We start from the raw sequence: 19,945 nt of genomic DNA, 5'->3' as shown, positions 1-19,945 counted from the left end.
TCAGGCCACCTCGCGGTTAATGGGAGCAATGTGGTCACGGCAGCGCATCAGCGGCTGAATACGTTCGCCGAAGGCGTCAATGCCCTGCAGGAAATCATCGAAGGTCAGTAGTACGCCGTCGGTACCGGGGACCGCTGCCACCTCATCGAGCATACGGGCGACGTTGGCATAAGAGCCGACGAGGGTGCCCATATTGATGTTGACCGCGGAGGTGGGGTCGGCCATCTGGCGGACGTTGGTATCGCTGCCGGAGCGGGTATCTTTCTGGCTCTGTTCGGTCAGCCATGCCAGCGCCTCGTCATCCGCGCCGGCCTTGTAGTGTTCCCATTTAGCGCGGGCCGCTTCGTCGGTTTCGTCGGCGATCACCATAAACAGCACGTAGGAGCCGACGTCGCGACCGGTTTTTTCCGCCGCCTGCATCATACGTGCGGCGGTGGGCGCGAAGGCGGCGGGGGTATTAACCCCTTTGCCAAAGCAAAAGTTGTAGTCGGCGTGTTGGGCGGAGAACGCCATGCCGGCGTCGCTTTGCCCGGCGCAGATAACCTTCATCGGCTGCGAGGGCCGCGGGCTGACCCGGCAGTCGTTCATGGTGAAGTAATCACCTTTAAAATCGCTGCGCCCGGTGCCCCACAGGTCGCGCAGAACCGTAACGTATTCAGTCAGGTAGTCATAGCGACTGGCGAAGTATTCATCGCCGGGCCAGATCCCCATCTGGTCATATTCCGGTTTTTGCCAGCCGGTCACCAGATTCACGCCAAAACGTCCGCCGGAGATAGAGTCGATAGTGGACGCCATGCGGGCGACGATGGCCGGAGGGAGCGTCAGCGTCGCGGCGGTGGCATAAATCTCTATCTTCGACGTCACCGCCGCCAGACCGGCCATCAGGGTGAACGATTCCAGGTTATGATCCCAGAATTCCGTTTTTCCTCCAAAGCCGCGCAGTTTGATCATGGAGAGCGCGAAGTCGAAATGGTAGCGCTCGGCCTTCTGCACAATCGCCTTATTCAGTTCGAAGGACGGCATATACTGCGGCGCATGGGTGGAGATTAACCAGCCGTTATTACCAATGGGAACGAAAACACCGATTTTCATAACTACCTCTCTGTCGTCATGGAAGATGAAATCGCGCGGTGCGGCATCCTGCCTCTCCCCGAACCACCTCGCAGTGGAAATAAAGCAAAGGTAATGCCAGTTTTAAAAAAGGTTTTGTTATTAATGTGTTGCGTAATGGTTGCTGGATTTGAAGGTAAAAATGTGGACTGAATGGTCAAAATCAGTGCACGAAAAAACGGCAGTCATGCGCGATCGGAGTGCGCAGGGTCGTGTCGGCGAGGGGCTTTTGCTATGCTGAAGACGACTACTGAAGGAGAAGACGTATGGCACAGGGCGCCGTGAAAAAAACCGGCAAGCGTTCACAGGCGGTGAGCGCCAAAAAAGAGGCCATTCTGGCCGCTGCGCTGGAGACCTTCTCGCAGTTCGGCATTCACGGTACGCGGCTGGAGCAGGTCGCTGAACTGGCCGGGGTGTCGAAAACCAATTTACTCTATTACTACCCGTCAAAAGAGGCGCTGTACGTTGCCGTGCTGCAGCGGATCCTCGCCATCTGGCTGGCGCCGCTGCGGGCATTTCGCGAAGATATCAGTCCGCTGGTGGCGATCCGCGAATATATTCGCCTCAAGCTTGAGGTATCGCGCGATCATCCTCAGGCCTCCAGGCTGTTCTGTCTGGAGATGCTGCAGGGGGCGCCGCTGCTGATGGGCGAACTGACCGGCGATCTAAAGGCGTTGATAGATGAAAAGTCGGCGATAATCTCGTCATGGATTGATAGCGGCAAGCTGGCGGCGGTCGATCCGCAGCACCTTATCTTTATGATCTGGGCGACGACGCAGCATTACGCCGATTTCGCCACTCAGGTGGAGGCGGTGACCGGCGCAACGCTGCAGGATGAGTTGTTTTTCCAGCAAACCGTGGATAACGTGCAGCGGATGATTATCGAAGGGATCCGCGTACGTTAATTGGCCGGCGGCAGCGGGCAGTTTTGGTCGCCGTCTTCGCACTGAAGCAGCGAGGCGAGGAAGGCTTCGCGCTCGACGCTCTTATCGGTCATACACTGGCTTATCAGCATCGGTTGCATACTGCCGCCTTCCGCGCCGGAAGCGAGAAACGCGCAATCGGCGTCACGCAGGGAAATCCACGCCTGCTGGGCTTTTTTCAGCAATTCCAGCTGTTGGCCGGAGGCGCGTTTCAGCGCCTGCTGCCAGGTCTCATTCAGCTTTTTATCGGCCGCCTGATATTGTGCGGCGGCACACTGATTCATTTCGGTTTGCGTGTTGGCGTTGCTGCAGTCATCCGCCCACGCCGCACCGCTGGCTAATAGGGCAGCCACGGCAATTAAAGTGCGTTTCATCGTTCTACTCCCATAAAAAAAGCTCCCATCCGGGAGCCTTAATTAAGCACAGCTGACGTCGGCTGTCATTAGTTGAACACGCCGTAGATTTCCCGGAAGACGGCGCACAGCGCCTCATCCGGGCTACCCTTTGGCGGGGTTATGTAGCCCCGGTAAGCGTAGCGCCACCGGGGAGCCCGTTTTAGCCGATGGTCATGAGGCTGGCGTTACCGCCTGCCGCGGCGGTGTTGACGCTCAACGAACGCTCGATATACAGGCGCTCCAGCAGCAGATTGGTTTCGCCGCGGGCAAAGCCCTGCACCGATACAATCGCCCCGTCGCGCGCCGCCACCTGCTCACACAGCTCGCGCAACTGATCGGAATCACCGTGATAAATGACCGCGTCGAAAGCCTGGCTGGTCAACTGATCCGCTTTCGCAAAATGAATCCGCTCGCTGACCTCACGCGGCAGTTTCTTCGCCAGTTCGCGCTGCAGGGCGCTATCCGGCCACAGCACTTCACAGCCAACCGCCATCGCCGCCGCCAGCTGAATCAGCGCGTCCTGCTCGTTATCCGCCACGCACAATACGCGTTCGCGCGGCATCAGCGTCAGGGTATTACGCTCGCCGGTTGGTCCTGGCAGCAGACGTTGGGTGCCGCTTTGCGCCAGCTCGCTGTATTGCTGACACAGCGCCTGCAGTTCAGGACGGCCTGCCGCCCACTGCTGCAGCGCCTGCAGCGGTTTTTCCAGCAGCGTTTTCAACTGGGCGTCCAGCGGACGCTCCGCATCCTGGCGGGCGAAAGTGATGCCGACCGCGCCCTGCGGGCGACTGGACAGCAGGCGATACAGGTACAGTGGGCCGCCGGCTTTCGGGCCGGTACCCGATAACCCTTCGCCGCCGAACGGCTGTACGCCGACCACCGCGCCAACCATATTGCGGTTAACATACAGGTTGCCGACTTTCGCGCTGCCGGTGACCTGAGCGATGGTTTCGTCGATGCGGGTATGCACGCCGAGGGTCAGACCGTAGCCGGAGGCGTTAATCTGCTCGACCAGCTTATCCAGTTCGTTACGGTTATAGCGCACCACGTGCAGAACCGGGCCAAAGACCTCTTTTTTCAGTTCGTCGAAGCTTTCGAGTTCGATAAGCGTCGGCGCGACGAACGTACCGTGATTCCATTCGCGGGCATCTTCGCTATTTTCACGTACCGCCTGGAAGACATTGCGGCCTTTCGCGCGCAGCGCCTGAATATGGCGTTCGATATTCTCTTTGGCTTCCGCGTCGATTACCGGGCCGATATCGGTGGTCAGGCGACCCGGATTACCCATCCGGCATTCGCTCATTGCGCCGCGCAGCATGGTTAACGTATGGTCGGCGACTTCTTCCTGCAGGCACAGCACGCGCAGGGCAGAACAGCGTTGGCCGGCGCTGTCGAAAGCCGAGGCCAGTACGTCGATCACCACCTGCTCGGTGAGCGCCGACGAGTCGACGATCATCGCGTTCATACCGCCGGTTTCCGCGATAAGCGGTGTCGGACGGCCCTGCGCATCAAGGCGGTTAGCGATGTTGCGCTGCAGCAGCGTCGCTACTTCGGTCGAACCGGTAAACATTACGCCGCGTACGCGTTCATCTGAGGTTAGCGCGGCGCCGACGGTTTCCCCGCGGCCCGGCAGCAGTTGAATCACGCCCGGCGGCACGCCGGCTTCCAGCAGAATCGCCACCCCTTGCGCGGCGATAAGCGGCGTCTGCTCGGCCGGTTTGGCCAGCACGCTGTTGCCTGCCGCCAGCGCCGCGGCAATCTGGCCGGTGAAGATCGCCAGCGGGAAGTTCCACGGGCTGATACAGACGACCGGACCTAACGGGCGGTGGGTTTCATTATCGAAATCGTCACGCACCTGACCGGCATAATAGTGCAGGAAGTCGACGGCTTCGCGCACTTCAGCAATGGCGTTGCTGAAGGTTTTGCCAGCTTCGCGCACCAGGATCCCCATCAGGGTCGGCATCTGGCTTTCCATCAACACGGCGGCGCGCTCAAGAATGGCGGCGCGTTCCTGCGGCGGGGTGGCGAACCAGATTGGCGCGTTATTGATAGCGCTGGTTAGCGCCTGCTGCACTTCGGCATCGCTGGCTTCGCGCACGTAGCCGACGATATCTTTCGGTTCTGCCGGGTTGATGACCGGCTGCATTTCGCCTTCGGCCACCGGCTGCTCCAGCATCGGTAGCGCCTGCCACTTGTGCAGCGCGCTGTTAAGCAGCGAAGAGGAGAGGGAGGCCAGTCGGTGTTCGTTAGCCAGATCCAGACCGGCGGAGTTGCTGCGGCCGTTACCGTAGAGATCGCGCGGCAACGGGATTTTCGGATGCGGCAGGCCGGCCTGGCCTTCCTGCTGCGCCAGTTTTTCTACCGCGCTGACCGGATCGGCCACCAGTTCGTCCAGCGGCAGGGTATTATCCGCGATACGGTTAACGAAGGAGGTATTGGCGCCGTTTTCCAACAAACGACGTACCAGATAAGCCAGCAGCGTTTCATGGGTACCGACCGGCGCGTAGATACGGCACGGACGGTTTAGTTTGCCGTCGGCGACTTTGCCCACGACCTGCTCATACAGCGGTTCGCCCATGCCGTGCAGGCACTGGAATTCATACTGGCCAGGATAGTAGTTTTGTCCAGCCAGTTGGTAGATAGCCGCCAGCGTGTGGGCGTTATGGGTAGCAAATTGCGGATAAATCAGGTTCGGTACCGCCAGCAGCTTTTTGGCGCAGGCGAGATAAGAAACGTCGGTGTAGACCTTACGGGTATAAACCGGATAGCCTTCTAGGCCTTCCATCTGCGCGCGTTTGATTTCGCTATCCCAATAGGCGCCTTTCACCAGGCGGATCATCAGGCGACGACGGCTGCGGGTCGCCATGTCGATCAGCGAATCAATCACAAACGGGCAGCGTTTCTGGTAGGCCTGAATAACAAAGCCGATTCCGTTCCAGCCGGCCAACTCCGGTTCAAAGCACAGTTTTTCCAGCAGATCGAGGGAGATCTCCAGACGATCGGCCTCTTCGGCGTCGATGTTAATACCGATGTCGTACTGGCGCGCCAGCAGCGTCAGCGATTTAAGGCGCGGATAGAGCTCTTCCATGACCCGGTCATACTGCGCGCGGCTGTAGCGCGGGTGCAGCGCGGAGAGTTTAATCGAGATACCCGGACCTTCATAAATGCCGCGGCCGTTGGAGGCTTTACCGATGGCGTGGATCGCCTGCTGATAAGAGACCATGTAGGCCTGCGCATCGGCGGCGGTCAGCGCGGCTTCGCCGAGCATATCGTAGGAGTAACGGAATCCTTTCTCTTCCAGCTTGCGGGCGTTGGCCAGCGCTTCGGCGATGGTTTCCCCGGTGACGAACTGCTCGCCCATCAGGCGCATCGCCATATCGACGCCTTTGCGGATCAGCGGTTCGCCGCTCTTGCCAATAATGCGGTTCAGCGAGCGGGAGAGGCTGGTCTCGTTATGGGTCGACACCAGTTTCCCGGTAAACAACAAGCCCCAGGTGGCGGCGTTGACGAACAGCGACGGGCTACGGCCGATATGCGATTGCCAGTTGCCGTTGCTGATTTTGTCGCGGATTAGCGCATCACGGGTGGCTTTATCCGGAATACGCAGCAGCGCTTCGGCCAGGCACATCAGCGCCACGCCTTCTTGTGAGGAGAGTGAGAATTCCTGCAGCAAGCTTTGCACCATCCCGGCGCGGCCGCTGGCGGTTTTCTGATTACGCAGTTTTTCCGCCAGTTGGTAAGCCAGCTTGTGCGCCTGTTCGCCTAACGGCTGCGGCAGACGGGCCTGTTCCAGCAACATCGGTACCGCATCGGTTTCCGGGCGACGCCAGGCCGCGGTGATCGCCGCGCGGCTGACCGACTGCGGCAGGATTTGTTCGGCGAATTCGAGGAACGGCTGATACGGCTCGTCCGCCGGAGCGCCTGCTTCATCACTTTCATTGGCGGCGCCGGAGAGGAGCGCCGGCAGTTCCGGCAGCGTCTCGTCGTTTTCCAGCTTTTCCAGATAGTTGAAAATGGCTTGCTTAATCAGCCAGTGCGGCGTGCGGTCAATACGGCTCGCGGCGGACTTAATGCGTTCGCGCGTGGCGTCGTCAAGTTTTACACCCATGGTGGTGGTGCCCATTGCGGGAACTCCTGTTAGCTATGTAATGCCCTTTTATCGGTTGCGTAGAAATATCACCTATGTTGCAACTTTGTGCAACCTTGTTAATTGTGACCTGGCTAGCAAGCTGAGAAATGAATGAATTGTTAATAGTGTTGATAAGATTTTCCAATAAATAGCCTCATTCAAATAACGTATTTATCTGCGTTGCTTAACAGTTTTTTCAGGTGCAACCCGTAAAAACGTGAGGGAGTGCAACCTATAGAAAATTGCTATTTTTCCTGAGACAACTTTCGTGTAAATGCTGTGTTAAATCGTTTGTGAAATACCGACGCATCCGTCAGGATACGCTCGCCCAATACAACCAATACGCCATTACCCCGTTCCGGTAGTGGCTAAAACGACAAAGTTGGACGTTGTCGAAATAAATTCTGGAGATTTGCATGGCTATTAGCACACCCATGTTGGTGACGTTTATTGTTTATATTTTTGGCATGGTACTGATAGGTTTTATTGCCTGGCGCTCAACCAAAAACTTTGACGATTATATTCTCGGCGGCCGCAGCCTTGGGCCATTTGTGACCGCGCTCTCTGCCGGTGCATCGGATATGAGCGGCTGGCTGCTGATGGGGCTACCGGGAGCGATTTTTCTCTCCGGGATTTCCGAAAGCTGGATCGCCATCGGCCTGACCCTGGGGGCGTGGATTAACTGGAAACTGGTGGCCGGGCGTCTGCGCGTGCATACCGAAGTCAACAACAACGCCCTGACGCTGCCGGACTATTTTACCGGCCGTTTCGAAGATAAAAGCCGCGTGCTGCGTATTATCTCCGCGCTGGTTATCCTACTGTTCTTCACTATTTATTGTGCTTCCGGGATTGTTGCCGGCGCGCGTCTGTTTGAAAGCACCTTTGGTATGAGCTATGAAACCGCGCTGTGGGCCGGCGCCGCGGCGACAATCATTTATACCTTCGTGGGCGGTTTCCTGGCGGTAAGCTGGACCGATACCGTGCAGGCCAGCCTGATGATCTTCGCGCTGATTTTAACGCCGGTGATGGTGATTATCTCGGTCGGCGGTTTCGGCGATTCGCTGGAAGTGATTAAGCAAAAAAGCATCGAAAATATCGATATGCTCAAGGGACTGAACTTCGTGGCGATTATTTCGCTGATGGGTTGGGGTCTCGGTTATTTCGGTCAGCCGCATATTCTGGCGCGCTTTATGGCGGCGGATTCTCATCACAGCATTGTTCATGCGCGTCGTATTAGTATGACCTGGATGATCCTGTGCCTGGCGGGCGCGGTATCGGTTGGTTTCTTCGGTATCGCCTACTTTAATAACAACCCGAGCCTGGCGGGCGCGGTTAACCAGAACGCCGAACGGGTATTTATCGAGCTGGCGCAAATCCTGTTTAACCCGTGGATTGCCGGGATCCTGCTGTCGGCTATTCTGGCGGCGGTCATGTCGACCCTGAGCTGCCAGCTGCTGGTCTGCTCCAGCGCTATTACCGAAGATCTGTATAAAGCCTTCCTGCGTAAAAACGCCGGTCAGAAAGAGTTAGTCTGGATCGGCCGCTTTATGGTGCTGGTGGTGGCGCTGATTGCGATTGCGCTGGCCGCTAACCCGGAAAACCGCGTACTGGGTCTGGTCAGCTACGCATGGGCAGGCTTTGGCGCCGCATTTGGCCCGGTCGTGCTGTTCTCGGTGATGTGGTCGCGTATGACCCGTAACGGCGCGCTGGCCGGAATGATTATTGGCGCGGTCACGGTTATCGTCTGGAAACAGTTCGGCTGGCTGGGACTGTATGAAATCATCCCTGGCTTCCTGTTCGGCAGTATCGGGATTGTGGTCTTCAGCCTGCTGGGCAAAGCGCCATCGGCGGCGATGCAACAGCGTTTTGCCGAAGCGGACGCGCATTACCATTCCGCGCCGCCGGTACGTGCTACCGCTGAATAAAAGTAGCGAGCATCAGAAACCGCAACGGCTCCCATCAGGGAGCCGTTTTTTTTCGCCGCCTGTAAGGCCCGGCGGAAAGCGACTGGCGGCAAGGCGGTTACTTCGCCGCGCCTTCGTTTACCCAGTTCATGAAGATCAGATACCCGATGGAGAGCAGGGTGGCGCCAATAAACATCCCGAGAATGCCATCGGTGGCCATGCCGCCCAACGCGCCGAGCAGAACGATCGGCATCGGCGCATCTACGCCGCGGCCCAACATCAGCGGTTTGAGGACGTTATCGACCATCCCGGCGACAATCAGCAGGACGGTAAACACGACATTCACCGCGGTGCCGTGGTCGCCGGTCATCCACATAATGGCAATCGCCGGGGCGGTAACCAGAATCACCGGGATTTGCGCGATGCCGAGCACCAGCGCCAGCACGAAGAAGATGCCGGCGGCCGGGATCCCCGCCAACGCAATGATAATTCCCGTCAGCAAGGCCTGAATCAGCGCCACGCCAATAACCCCCTGCGCCACGGCGCGAATGGTGCCGGTGCACAGGCGACTCAGGGCAAGACCTTTATTTTCATCGGTGATACGGATGGCGATACGTTTGGCGCTGTTGGCGCCCGCCGCGCCCCAGGTCATGATGGCGCCGGCAACAATAAAGGAGAGAACAAAGCCCAGCAGCCCGCCGCCCATACTTGCCAGCACGCCGAGCACCAGTTTCGCCGCCTCGCCAATTTGCGTGTGATAACTGCTCAGTACCGCCGGCAGGTCCGCCGAGGCCTTCAGCCAGAACGCATACAGCTTACCGCCGACGAGGGGAATAGAGGCGACGTTAGCCGATGGCGGCGGCAGCGTCAGATCGCTTCCGCTGACTTTATCAATCAGGCTACCGGCGCTTTCGCCAAGCGAGGTCACCATGAAAATGGTCGGGATGACGATAATCAGCAGGCCGAATAATACTAATATGGTCGATGCCAGCCCCTGCCGCCCGCCTATGCGTCGCGCGATGTGTTGATGTAAAGGATAGAGGGTGACGGCCAGAATCAGCGCCCACAGCATCATGTTCAGGAACGGCGAGAAGACGGTAAAGCAGAAGGAGGCCAGCGCCAGTATCAAGCCGAACTTAATAAACATATCGAGAAAGCGGGTGACAATTCTTTTCTCAATATTAGCTAACTCATTATTTTCTATCATGAATTATTCCAGTTGTTATTTTACGCGGCCGCCAGGCCAGTTAAAAACGCTCAACTATAGAGAAGTCTTTGAAATAAAAAACGCAGGAAATAATTTAAAAAAGAATTTCGCCCAGGCTGTGTTTATCAGTGTAGAACAAAAGAAAATACGCCGTATCGCCAGAGAGTAATGTTCGCGCATCTCTTGCTAATTCACTGAAAATACGCTGATATCTGTGTACAAAAAACCATGAGGATAGCAAATGAAATTACCCCAGGGCGCTGCGGCGCTGATCGTTGCCGCACTATTGGCAGGATGCGTGGCGCCATCCGAAAAAAGCGCCGCGCACGTTGATAATAACGCCTGCCCGGCGGATAACAGGATGATGCAAACCACCCTTTATTTCGGCCTTAGCCGGCCGGCGGGGAAAGATATTACTGCCCAGGAGTGGCAGCAGTTTGTCGACCGCGATGTGACGCCGCGTTTTCGCGATGGCCTGACGGTTTTTGACGCCCGCGGCCAGTGGTTAGGCAACAATGGCGCAGTCGCCCGCGAGTCCAGCAAGGCGCTCATGCTGATTCATAGCAAAGATGCGAAAAGCGAGCAGGGGATTGAAGCGCTGCGTAATACTTATAAGGCGCGGTTCGCCCAGGAGTCCGTTATGCGCGTTGATCAGCCGGTCTGCGTACACTTCTGAAACGCAGGGCGGGGAGCTCCCCCGCCCGATGAGTTACAGCACCAGTCCGGCAAAACTGGCTGACAGCAGGCTCACCAGCGTCGCGCCATAGACCAGACGCAGGCCGAAGCGGGAAACGGTGTTGCCTTGTTGCTCGTTAAGCCCTTTAATCGCCCCGGCAATGATGCCAATGGAGGCGAAGTTGGCAAACGAGACGAGGAACACCGAAAGGATCCCTAGCCCGCGCGGCGTCATGCTGGCGGCAATTTTCTGCAGCTCGATCATCGCCACGAATTCATTGGCAACCAGCTTGGTAGCCATAATACTGCCGGCATTTAACGCGTCGCTTAAAGGAATACCCACCAGCCACGCCAGCGGATAAAAGACGTAACCGAGGATTTGCTGGAAGCTTAGGCCGAAAACGGTCGCAAATAACGCATTAACGGCGCTAATCAGGGCGATAAAGCCGATTAGCATCGCCAGAATAATCATCGCCACCTTAAAGCCTGCCAGGATATATTCGCCCAGCATTTCAAAGAAGCTCTGCGATTCATGCATCTTTTCAAGCTTTATTTCTGCTTCGCTACCGGGGCGCGTAGGATTAATAATCGACAGCACAATAAAGGTGCTGAACATATTAAGAATCAACGCCGCCACCACGTATTTCGCATCAAGCATGGTCATATACGCGCCGACGATCGACAGTGATACCGTTGACATGGCGGTCGCCGCCATCGTGAACAGGCGACGCGAAGAGAGGTCCCCGAGTACGCCTTTGTAAGCAATAAAGTTTTCCGACTGGCCGAGGATCAGCGAGCTGACGGCGTTGAAGGATTCCAGCTTGCCCATGCCGTTCACCTTCGACAGTAGGGTGCCGATAAGACGAATAAAGATCGGCAGAATACGCCAGTGTTGCAGAATACCTATCAGCGCGGAAATAAAGACGATCGGACACAGTACGCCGAGGAAAATAAAGGCCAGCCCTTTCTCACCCATTCCGCCAAATACGAAGTTGGTCCCTTCAGCGGCGAACCCGAGTAACGAAGCAAAAAAGCCAGAGATATTTTTCACTATCCATAAACCGCTTTCGGCGTGAAGGAAAAAGAAAGCCAGGGCGATTTCAATAATAATTAACTGCAGAATATAGCGAATGCGGATTTTTTGTCGGTCATAGCTGGCAAGCCAGGCAAGGCCAAGAATAACCGCCAGCGCCAGCAGGAAGTGCAAAATTTGAGTCATGTTATTTATTTCGCAGATAAATCAGGACCGCCATTTAGCCACAGCGCTCAAGCCCGGTAAATATGCGACATAAAAAATCATGCTATATGCCATTTTAATGCTTAGCTGGTGAGATATTTTCGCAAGTGACTATTTTGTAGCGATTAATTTACAACTAGTCATCATTCCCTGAACATTTCGCTTGTGTTTCTCATTGTTGTAATGATAATCACTATCAGAAATATTTACCTATCTTTGCATCCGTTGACTGCGGTTCACATTTAAGGGTTTCGGCATGTTTGTTCCATTTCTCATCATGTTACGCGAAGGGCTGGAAGCCGCGCTGATTGTCAGCCTGATTGCCAGCTATTTAAAACGAACTCAGCGCGGCAGCTGGATCGGCGTCATGTGGATTGGCGTATTCCTCGCGGCGGCGCTCTGTCTCGGACTGGGGATTTTTATTAACGAGACCACCGGAGAATTTCCGCAGCGCGAACAGGAGCTGTTTGAAGGCATCGTGGCGGTGATAGCGGTATTTATCCTCACCTGGATGGTGTTCTGGATGCGTAAAGTGTCGCGCAACGTCAAACAACAGCTGGAACAGGCGGTGGATAACGCGCTGCAGCGCGGGAATAACCACGGCTGGGCGCTGGTGATGATGGTGTTTTTTGCGGTTGCCCGCGAAGGCCTGGAGTCGGTCTTTTTCCTGCTGGCGGCATTCCAGCAGGATGTCGGCATCTGGCCGCCGCTGGGGGCGATGCTCGGCCTGGCCACGGCGGTGGTATTAGGTTTCCTGCTTTACTGGGGCGGTATCCGCCTTAATCTCGGCGTGTTCTTCAAATGGACCAGTCTGTTTATCCTGCTGGTGGCGGCCGGTCTGGCCGCCGGGGCGATTCGCGCTTTCCATGAGGCGGGACTGTGGAATTATTTCCAGAACGTCGCCTTTGATCTTAGCAACGTGGTATCGACGCATACGCTGTTCGGCACGTTGCTGGAAGGCATCTTTGGTTATCAGGAGACGCCAACCGTCAGTGAAGTGGCGGTTTATCTCCTCTATTTGATCCCGGCGCTGGTGTGCTTTGCCTTGCCGCCGGGCAGCAAAACGACAGCATCGCGAGCCGCGTAATTCAGGCGCCGCTGATTAATATAGTTACAACATACTTTTCGAAAGGGATGGTCATGATAATTCATTTTCGCCGTACTGCGCTGCAGTTAACCGTCGCCGCGCTGTTTAGTTCCGCATTTTACGCTCAGGCTGCGGATATCCCGCAGGTGAAGGTCACCGTCAACGACAAGCAGTGCGAACCGATGAAGGTGACGGTGAAGGCGGGTAAAACCCAGTTCATCATCCAGAACCACAGCCAAAAAGCGCTGGAGTGGGAGATCCTGAAAGGAGTGATGGTGGTCGAGGAGCGTGAAAACATCGCGCCTGGATTTACGCAAAAATTGACGGCCAACCTGCAGCCGGGCGAATACGATATGACCTGCGGCCTGCTGACTAACCCGAAAGGTAAGCTTATTGTCACCGGTGAAACCAGCAAAGATGCGGCGAAAGCCAATGCGGTGCTGAGTCTTGGCGAGGCGATTACTGCCTATAAAGCTTACGTTACCGCGGAAACCGCGCAGCTGGTTAGCGGCACTAAAGCCTTTACCGATGCCGTAAAAGCCGGTGATATCGAGAAAGCGAAGGCGCTGTACGCCCCGACCCGTCAGCACTACGAGCGCATCGAGCCGATTGCTGAGCTGTTCTCTGACCTCGACGGCAGCATTGACGCCCGTGAAGATGATTTTGAGAAAAAAGCTGAGGATCCGAAATTCACCGGTTTCCACCGCCTGGAAAAAGCGCTGTTTGGCGATAACAGCGTGAAGGGAATGGAAAACTATGCCGAACAGTTGAACAGCGATGTGCTGGAACTGCAAAAACGCATTAGCGAGCTGGCTTTCCCGCCGTCGAAAGTGGTAGGCGGCGCGGCTGGGCTGATCGAAGAAGTGGCGGCCAGCAAAATTAGCGGCGAAGAAGATCGTTACAGCCATACCGACCTGTGGGACTTCCAGGCTAACATCGACGGCGCGCAAAAAATCGTTGACCTGCTGCGCCCGCAGCTGCAAAAAGATAATAGCGCGCTGCTGGCTAAAGTTGACGCCAACTTTAAAAAAGTTGATGCCATCCTCGCTAAATATCGCACGAAAGACGGTTTCGAGACCTATGACAAGCTCACCACCGCTGACCGTAATGCGCTGAAAGGGCCGATCACGACGCTGGCAGAAGATCTGGCACAGCTGCGTGGGATTTTGGGCCTGGATTAATTCGATGACACAACAAAAATCACGCGACGTGAATGAACCGTCACGTCGCCGCTTACTGAAGGGGATCGGCGCGCTTGGCGGCGCGCTGGCCATCAGCGGTGGCTGCCCGATGGCGCAGGCGGCGAAAGCGGAAAGCTCTCCCGGTACGCTTGCACCGGATGCGCGTCAGGAAAAACAGCCATTTTATGGCCCGCATCAGGCGGGCATCCTGACGCCGCAGCAGGCCTCGATGATGCTGGTGGCGTTTGATGTGCTGGCGGCGGATAAAGCCGACCTCGAACGCCTGTTCCGCTTGTTGACCCAGCGGATCGCCTTTTTAACCACAGGCGGTCCGGCGCCGGATACCCCGAATCCCCGATTGCCGCCGATGGATTCCGGGATTTTAGGGCCGTGGATTGCGCCGGATAACCTGACTATCACCGTCTCGGTCGGCCATTCGCTGTTCGATGAGCGCTTTGGATTAGCGGATAAAGCGCCTAAAAAACTGCAGGCAATGACGCGTTTCCCGAATGATTCGCTGGATGCCGCGCTGTGCCATGGCGATCTGCTACTGCAGATTTGTGCCAATACCCAGGATACGGTCATTCACGCACTGCGTGACATTATCAAGCACACGCCCGATCTGCTGAGCGTGCGCTGGAAGCGGGAAGGGTTTATTTCTGATAGCGCGGCCCGTAGCAAAGGCAAAGAAACGCCTATTAACCTGCTGGGCTTTAAAGACGGTACCGCTAATCCGTCGAGCCAGGATAAAGCGCTAATGGATAATGTGGTGTGGGTTACTGCCGACCAGGGCGAACCGGCCTGGGCGATCGGCGGTAGTTATCAGGCTGCGCGTATCATTCAGTTCCACGTTGAGTTCTGGGATCGTACGCCGCTGAAAGAGCAGCAGACTATTTTTGGCCGCGATAAACATTCTGGCGCGCCGTTAGGGATGCAGCATGAACATGATGTTCCGGACTATAGTCGCGATCCAAACGGCGAAGTGATTGCCCTTGATAGCCATATTCGCCTTGCGAACCCGCGTACGCCGGAAACGCAGTCCAGCCTGATGATGCGCCGCGGTTACAGCTATTCGTTGGGAGCCACCAACTCGGGGCAACTGGATATGGGGTTGTTGTTCGTCTGCTATCAGCACGATCTGGAAAAGGGATTCCTGACGGTGCAGAAACGGCTGAACGGCGAGGCCCTGGAGGAGTACGTTAAACCGATTGGCGGCGGATACTTCTTTGTATTGCCCGGCGTGATGAATAACCAGCATTATCTTGGACAATCGCTGTTGCAAGCCTGATAGACGTCCTGCCGGCGAAGGCAGGGCGTTTTCTGCTGTTTTTCTCGGATTCAATATATTTCCTGCCATGTGTTATATTTCTGTAATACAAATGACGGATAGTTTTCTACAATGATTTTAGAAACCATTGTTGCGTCAATGTAAAAAATAAGTTGCATTAAGAATAATTTTTGATGTACTTATTACATACGCGGTAGTTCCCGGCAGTGATGTCGCTCACTATGGAGATCGCGAATGGTAAGGTCCTGTAGCGGACAACGTAAAACCACATACCGTACTTTCCAGCACGGAGGCCCAGCTTCCGGCAGCGATTTTCACTCTGTAACCCCAATCTCTTCCACTACTAATCAGGCTAACTCTGGCAGGGTACGCGGTGCGCGTAGCCGCGACTCGTTGTCCATTCAATCGGCAAGCAATGGCTTACAAGGAAGCCAAACCTCAATCGTTCGTGCGCATAATCGCGTTGCTCTTGACGCGCGTGATGTAAACCAACAACGCAAGGTGCTATCCATGGGAAGACAAAAAGCAGTGATCAAAGCTCGTCGTGAGGCAAAACGTGTGCTGAGACGGGATTCGCGTAGCCATAAACAACGTGAAGAAGAATCGGTCACATCGCTTGTGCAAATGAGTGGCGTAGAAGCAATCGGCATGGCGCGGGATAGCCGCGATCTTTCGCCGATTGAGGCGCGTAATGAAGCTCAGGCGCATTATTTGAATGCCATCGACAATAAACAGCTGATTTTCGCCACCGGCGAAGCCGGGTGCGGGAAGACATGGATCAGCGCGGCTAAAGCAGCTGAAGCCCTGATCCATAAGGATGTGGACAGAATTATTGTTACCCGTCCCGTTCTGCAGGCCGACGAAGATCTCGGCTTCTTACCGGGAGATATCGCCGAAAAATTCGCTCCCTATTTCCGACCGGTATATGACGTGCTGGTGAAGCGGTTGGGCGCTTCCTTTATGCAATACTGCCTGCGTCCGGAAATCGGCAAGGTAGAAATCGCGCCGTTCGCCTATATGCGCGGACGCACCTTTGAAAACGCGGTGGTGATTCTGGACGAGGCCCAGAACGTGACCGCGGCGCAAATGAAGATGTTTTTGACCCGCCTCGGGGAGAACGTCACGGTTATCGTCAATGGCGATATTACCCAGTGTGATTTGCCCTCTGGCGTAAAATCGGGTCTGAGCGATGCGTTGTCGCGTTTTGAAGAAGACGACATGATTGGCATCGTGCGCTTTACCACCGATGACTGCGTGCGTTCAACGCTCTGCCAACGAACGTTGAAAGCCTATTACTAAACGCTAGTGAGTGTGCAAAGCCCGGGATATCCCGGGCTTTGTTGTTTTTGCAGCATTTTCCCGCGGCACTGTGCCTGGACGGGCTACTGGCTAATGGTGCGGCCTGTGGGATGGGTAGCCCGGGCGAGGCATTTATGCCGACCCCGGGAAGGGCGGCGGTGCCACATGCGAAAAAAAAGCCCGTACTTTCGTACGAGCTCTTCTTAAAATATGGCGGTGAGGGGGGGATTGGCTCGCTTCGCTCGCCCCTGTGGGGCAGCCCGCTTACTGCGTTCGCGGTCTGTCCAACTGGCTGCGCCAGTTGTCGAACCCCGGTCGGGGATTCTCATCCCCCCTGCGAGTGCCACATGCGAAAAAAAAGCCCGTACTTTCGTACGAGCTCTTCTTAAAATATGGCGGTGAGGGGGGGATTGACTCGCTTCGCTCGCCCCTGCGGGGCAGCCCGCTTACTGCGTTCGCGGTCTGTCCAACTGGCTGTGCCAGTTGTCGAACCCCGGTCGGGGATTCTCATCCCCCCTGCGAGTGCCACATGCGAAAAAAAAGCCCGTACTTTCGTACGAGCTCTTCTTAAAATATGGCGGTGAGGGGGGGATTCGAACCCCCGATACGTTGCCGTATACACACTTTCCAGGCGTGCTCCTTCAGCCACTCGGACACCTCACCATATTGTCTTGCTGCTCACCTTGGGTGGGCAACGGGGCGCTACTATAGGGAGTTGAGCTAAAACGGTCAAGCATATTTTTTTCTTTCTTTACCGTTCGGTTAAGCAATGAACACTGCCCCGTCGATTCATCGACGGGGCAGCTATTTTAACGCTGGGAGTCCAGCTTTTCGTTATTCTTCACGACGTCCTGCGCCTTGCTGTAGCTTTCAATCAGCAACTGATACGCCGGGAAGACTTTGGTGTACACCTCAGCCCACTCGGCGGCATCCGGACGGTTCCAGGTGCGCTGCAGTTCTGAGGCTACCGCGGCGGTATCCATTGGTACTACGCCGGCCTGGACTACGCGTGCCAGGGTGATCTCCTGCGCCATTTTGCTGTAGGTACCGGAGGCATCGATAACGGCAAACACTTTATAACCGTCGGCGACGGCGGCAATCGCCGGGAAAGCCATGCACACGCTGGTAATAGTACCGGCAATGATTAAGGTTTTACGCCCGGTGGCTTTCACCGCGGCGACAAACTCCGGGTTATCCCAGGCGTTGATCTCGCCTTTACGCGCAATATACTTCGCATGCGGCGCATTCTCATGAATTTCCGGAATCAACGGACCGTTCGGGCCCTGCGGCACGGAAGCGGTGGTGATCACCGGGATCCCGGCAAGCGATGCCATTTTCGCCAGCGCGGCGGCGCGAGCGCGCAGTTCCGGCATCGGCATATCGCCGACGGTCTGAAACAGGCCGCTTTGGTGGTCAATCAACAGCATCGCGGTATCGTTAACATCAATCACCGGACGAGAACCGTTAAAGTTAGCTGGAGTAGACATATTCTTCACCTCAATTTCGTTAGATTTGGCCAAAACGGCCGCTGTTAAAATCGCGAATTGCTTCGGCAATTTGCGTTTTGGTATTCATCACAAACGGGCCGTAGCCCACGATCGGCTCCTGGAGCGGCTCGCCGGCCATCAGCAGAACCTTCGCGTTGGAGCCCGCTTCCAGATGGAAGGCTTCACCTTTTTGGCTCAGCACTACCAGCTGTCCTTCCCGTGCGTTTTCGGTACCGTTGACGGTGACTTCGCCCTCGAGTACAACCAACGCGGTGCTCCAGCCTTCCGGCTGATGCAATGTCACATCGTGACTTTGTTTGAGCTGCATATCCCACACGTTCAACGGTGAGAACGTATGCGCTGGGCCGGCGACATCGCCGTAACGCCCGGCAATCACTCTGACGCTGCCGGCCTCGTCTTCCAGCGTCGCTTGCGGAATGACGTCTGCGGTAATGCTCTGATAGCCCGGGGTCGTCATCTTGTCTTTCGCCGGCAGGTTGACCCACAGCTGCATCATTTTCAGTTCACCGCCGGAGCGGGTGAACGCTTCCGAGTGGAACTCTTCATGCAGGATCCCGGCGCCAGCCGTCATCCACTGCACGTCGCCAGGGCCGATAATGCCGCCTCTGCCGGTTGAGTCGCGATGCTCTACTTCACCGGAGTAGACAATGGTGACGGTTTCGAATCCGCGATGCGGATGCTCGCCGACGCCGCGTTTACCGTTTCCCGCCGGAAAAGTATGCGGACCGGCATAGTCGAGCAGTAAAAATGGGCTCAGTTGTTCGCCGTGGGTCTGGTAAGAAAACATTGAGCGAACCGGGAAACCGTCGCCCACCCAGTGCTGCGAAGGGGCGGTGTAAACGCCAGTAATCTGTTTCATGGTTATCTCCTGCGTGTCTGTATCTGATGTGAATAAGCTTATATCTGGGGCTAATACTCCGGTAGATAGCGAAAATGACCTATACTGTTCTAAAAATGGAACGATGGAGAAAAGGATGCAGGATCTCAACGACCTGGCCTGGTTTGTTCAGGTGGTAGACCATGGCGGTTTTGCCGCTGCCGGTCGGGCGCTCGACCAGCCTAAATCCAAACTCAGCCGCCGCATTGCGCAACTGGAAGAACGCTTGGGCGTGCGCCTGATTCAACGAACCACCCGACAGTTCGCCGTCACGGAAGTCGGCCAAACTTTCTACCAACATTGCAAGGCGATGTTGATAGAAGCCGAAGCGGCGCATCAGGCGGTAGAAACGCTGCAATCTGAACCGCGCGGCAGCGTCAAGCTCACCTGCCCGGTAACCCTGCTGCATGCCCATGTTGGCCCGATGCTGGCACGCTTTATGGTGCGATACCCTGGAGTAACGCTGCATCTGGAAGCCACCAATCGGCGGGTGGATGTGGTGGGCGAGGGGGTTGACGTGGCCATCCGCGTGCGGCCAAGGCCATTTGAAGATAGCGACCTGGTCATGCGGGTGTTGGCCGATCGCGGTCATCGCCTGGTGGCGAGTCCGGCGCTGATCGCTCGGCTTGGGCGCCCACAGGCGCCGGCGGAATTGAGTACCTGGCCGGGGCTAAGTATTGGCGCCGGAAAACATCAGCATAAATGGCAGCTGACCGGCCCGGAGGGGGCGCGAGCCGAGGTTTATTTCACCCCGCGGATGGTGACCAGCGATATGCTGGCGCTGCGCGAGGCGGCCATGGCGGGCGTTGGCGTGGTTCAACTTCCTTTATTAATGGTGCGCGATCAGCTGGCGTCAGGGGAGCTGGAAATCGTGCTTGATGAGTGGCAACCACGTCGGGAAGTCATTCATGCGGTGTTCGCCTCGCGGCGTGGTTTATTACCTTCCGTCAGAGCGCTGGTGGATTATCTCAGCGAAGAGTATCAGCGGATGGAAGAGGATTAGCTTCGTTTTTTCCCGGCGGCGCTGCGCCTGGACGGGGTACTGGTGGTGCGGCCTGTGGGATGGGTAGCCCGGGCGAGGCATTTATGCCGACCCCGGGAAGGACGGCGGTGCCACATGCGAAA

The 19,945-nt window shown here is 56.2% G+C and carries 15 protein-coding genes and 1 tRNA gene; 8 read left to right on the top strand and 8 right to left on the bottom strand.

Annotation, left to right across the window (positions count from 1 at the left end):
* A complete protein-coding gene (gene rutA, locus ACSEMK_RS15905) occupies positions 1-1,092 on the bottom strand; it encodes a pyrimidine utilization protein A (RefSeq protein ID WP_113374219.1) in 1,092 nt (363 codons plus the stop codon).
* A 284-nt stretch (positions 1,093-1,376) separates the two neighbouring features.
* On the opposite strand from rutA, the gene rutR reads away from it, so the two are divergent.
* Positions 1,377-2,015, top strand: coding sequence for an HTH-type transcriptional regulator RutR (rutR, locus tag ACSEMK_RS15900; RefSeq protein ID WP_015367241.1), 639 nt, complete (start codon positions 1,377-1,379; stop codon positions 2,013-2,015).
* On the opposite strand, the gene ACSEMK_RS15895 is transcribed toward rutR, so the two are convergent.
* Both ACSEMK_RS15895 and putA read right to left on the bottom strand, forming a co-directional pair.
* Positions 2,012-2,407: a lysozyme inhibitor LprI family protein gene (locus ACSEMK_RS15895; protein ID WP_087858034.1), complete on the bottom strand. Its 396-nt coding sequence runs from the start codon at positions 2,405-2,407 to the stop codon at positions 2,012-2,014. The two genes, rutR and ACSEMK_RS15895, sit on opposite strands and share 4 nt — an antisense overlap.
* Positions 2,408-2,588: 181 nt before the next feature.
* Positions 2,589-6,551, bottom strand: coding sequence for a trifunctional transcriptional regulator/proline dehydrogenase/L-glutamate gamma-semialdehyde dehydrogenase (putA, locus tag ACSEMK_RS15890; RefSeq protein WP_271032337.1), 3,963 nt, complete (start codon positions 6,549-6,551; stop codon positions 2,589-2,591).
* Positions 6,552-6,973: 422 nt separating this feature from the next.
* Between putA and putP the strand changes: the two genes are divergently transcribed.
* Entirely contained in the window at positions 6,974-8,482 is a 1,509-nt protein-coding gene (gene putP / locus ACSEMK_RS15885) for a sodium/proline symporter PutP (protein ID WP_045365591.1), read from the top strand.
* A gap of 97 nt (positions 8,483-8,579) precedes the next feature.
* Here the strand turns inward: putP and ACSEMK_RS15880 are convergent, their stop codons facing one another.
* Positions 8,580-9,668 (bottom strand): AI-2E family transporter, encoded by a 1,089-nt coding sequence (locus ACSEMK_RS15880; protein ID WP_020079160.1) that lies wholly within the window; start codon positions 9,666-9,668, stop codon positions 8,580-8,582.
* Positions 9,669-9,909: 241 nt separating this feature from the next.
* Here ACSEMK_RS15880 and ACSEMK_RS15875 point away from each other — a divergent pair, with 241 nt between their 5' ends.
* Entirely contained in the window at positions 9,910-10,344 is a 435-nt protein-coding gene (locus ACSEMK_RS15875; protein ID WP_430915014.1) for a DUF3574 domain-containing protein, read from the top strand.
* Positions 10,345-10,377: 33 nt separating this feature from the next.
* Here the strand turns inward: ACSEMK_RS15875 and ACSEMK_RS15870 are convergent, their stop codons facing one another.
* Positions 10,378-11,562 (bottom strand): NupC/NupG family nucleoside CNT transporter, encoded by a 1,185-nt coding sequence (locus ACSEMK_RS15870; RefSeq protein WP_113374216.1) that lies wholly within the window; start codon positions 11,560-11,562, stop codon positions 10,378-10,380.
* 274 nt (positions 11,563-11,836) lie between these two features.
* Between ACSEMK_RS15870 and efeU the strand changes: the two genes are divergently transcribed.
* The 4 genes from efeU to phoH all read left to right on the top strand — a co-directional run bounded on the left by efeU (position 11,837) and on the right by phoH (position 16,435).
* Positions 11,837-12,667, top strand: coding sequence for an iron uptake transporter permease EfeU (gene efeU, locus ACSEMK_RS15865; protein ID WP_047043553.1), 831 nt, complete (start codon positions 11,837-11,839; stop codon positions 12,665-12,667).
* Between the two features lie 53 nt (positions 12,668-12,720).
* Positions 12,721-13,848 (top strand): iron uptake system protein EfeO, encoded by a 1,128-nt coding sequence (efeO, locus tag ACSEMK_RS15860; protein WP_430915015.1) that lies wholly within the window; start codon positions 12,721-12,723, stop codon positions 13,846-13,848.
* Positions 13,849-13,852: 4 nt separating this feature from the next.
* Positions 13,853-15,136 carry an iron uptake transporter deferrochelatase/peroxidase subunit gene (gene efeB, locus ACSEMK_RS15855; protein ID WP_430915016.1) on the top strand — a complete coding sequence of 428 codons (1,284 nt, stop codon included), beginning with the start codon at positions 13,853-13,855 and terminating at the stop codon, positions 15,134-15,136.
* A gap of 510 nt (positions 15,137-15,646) precedes the next feature.
* Positions 15,647-16,435 carry a phosphate starvation-inducible protein PhoH gene (gene phoH, locus ACSEMK_RS15850; protein ID WP_015367231.1) on the top strand — a complete coding sequence of 263 codons (789 nt, stop codon included), beginning with the start codon at positions 15,647-15,649 and terminating at the stop codon, positions 16,433-16,435.
* A gap of 575 nt (positions 16,436-17,010) precedes the next feature.
* On the opposite strand, the gene ACSEMK_RS15845 is transcribed toward phoH, so the two are convergent.
* From ACSEMK_RS15845 to ACSEMK_RS15835, 3 genes are all read right to left on the bottom strand, one after another.
* A tRNA-Ser gene (locus tag ACSEMK_RS15845) sits at positions 17,011-17,098 on the bottom strand.
* 146 nt (positions 17,099-17,244) lie between these two features.
* On the bottom strand, positions 17,245-17,922 hold the full coding sequence (locus ACSEMK_RS15840) for an isochorismatase family protein (RefSeq protein ID WP_015367229.1): 678 nt from the start codon (positions 17,920-17,922) through the stop codon (positions 17,245-17,247).
* Positions 17,923-17,941: 19 nt separating this feature from the next.
* Positions 17,942-18,802 (bottom strand): pirin family protein, encoded by an 861-nt coding sequence (locus ACSEMK_RS15835; protein ID WP_430915017.1) that lies wholly within the window; start codon positions 18,800-18,802, stop codon positions 17,942-17,944.
* Between the two features lie 115 nt (positions 18,803-18,917).
* Here ACSEMK_RS15835 and ACSEMK_RS15830 point away from each other — a divergent pair, with 115 nt between their 5' ends.
* Positions 18,918-19,823, top strand: coding sequence for a LysR family transcriptional regulator (locus ACSEMK_RS15830; protein WP_015367227.1), 906 nt, complete (start codon positions 18,918-18,920; stop codon positions 19,821-19,823).
* Positions 19,824-19,945: the final 122 nt, after the last annotated feature.

It is taken from the genome of Klebsiella sp. K-3 (assembly GCF_051207495.1).
Classification (GTDB): domain Bacteria; phylum Pseudomonadota; class Gammaproteobacteria; order Enterobacterales; family Enterobacteriaceae; genus Klebsiella; species Klebsiella aerogenes.
Note: the sequence above shows the minus strand (reverse complement) of the source record. Positions and strands in the feature narration are given on the sequence as shown.

Coding starts and splice junctions, on each gene's coding strand:
- rutA (WP_113374219.1), bottom strand. CDS start 1,092: ATGAAAATCGGTGTTTTCGTTCCCATTGGTAATAACGGCTGGTTAATC.
- putP (WP_045365591.1), top strand. CDS start 6,974: ATGGCTATTAGCACACCCATGTTGGTGACGTTTATTGTTTATATTTTT.
- efeB (WP_430915016.1), top strand. CDS start 13,853: ATGACACAACAAAAATCACGCGACGTGAATGAACCGTCACGTCGCCGC.
- putA (WP_271032337.1), bottom strand. CDS start 6,551: ATGGGCACCACCACCATGGGTGTAAAACTTGACGACGCCACGCGCGAA.
- ACSEMK_RS15830 (WP_015367227.1), top strand. CDS start 18,918: ATGCAGGATCTCAACGACCTGGCCTGGTTTGTTCAGGTGGTAGACCAT.
- rutR (WP_015367241.1), top strand. CDS start 1,377: ATGGCACAGGGCGCCGTGAAAAAAACCGGCAAGCGTTCACAGGCGGTG.
- efeO (WP_430915015.1), top strand. CDS start 12,721: ATGATAATTCATTTTCGCCGTACTGCGCTGCAGTTAACCGTCGCCGCG.
- ACSEMK_RS15895 (WP_087858034.1), bottom strand. CDS start 2,407: ATGAAACGCACTTTAATTGCCGTGGCTGCCCTATTAGCCAGCGGTGCG.
- ACSEMK_RS15875 (WP_430915014.1), top strand. CDS start 9,910: ATGAAATTACCCCAGGGCGCTGCGGCGCTGATCGTTGCCGCACTATTG.
- ACSEMK_RS15840 (WP_015367229.1), bottom strand. CDS start 17,922: ATGTCTACTCCAGCTAACTTTAACGGTTCTCGTCCGGTGATTGATGTT.
- phoH (WP_015367231.1), top strand. CDS start 15,647: ATGGGAAGACAAAAAGCAGTGATCAAAGCTCGTCGTGAGGCAAAACGT.
- ACSEMK_RS15880 (WP_020079160.1), bottom strand. CDS start 9,668: ATGATAGAAAATAATGAGTTAGCTAATATTGAGAAAAGAATTGTCACC.
- ACSEMK_RS15870 (WP_113374216.1), bottom strand. CDS start 11,562: ATGACTCAAATTTTGCACTTCCTGCTGGCGCTGGCGGTTATTCTTGGC.
- efeU (WP_047043553.1), top strand. CDS start 11,837: ATGTTTGTTCCATTTCTCATCATGTTACGCGAAGGGCTGGAAGCCGCG.
- ACSEMK_RS15835 (WP_430915017.1), bottom strand. CDS start 18,802: ATGAAACAGATTACTGGCGTTTACACCGCCCCTTCGCAGCACTGGGTG.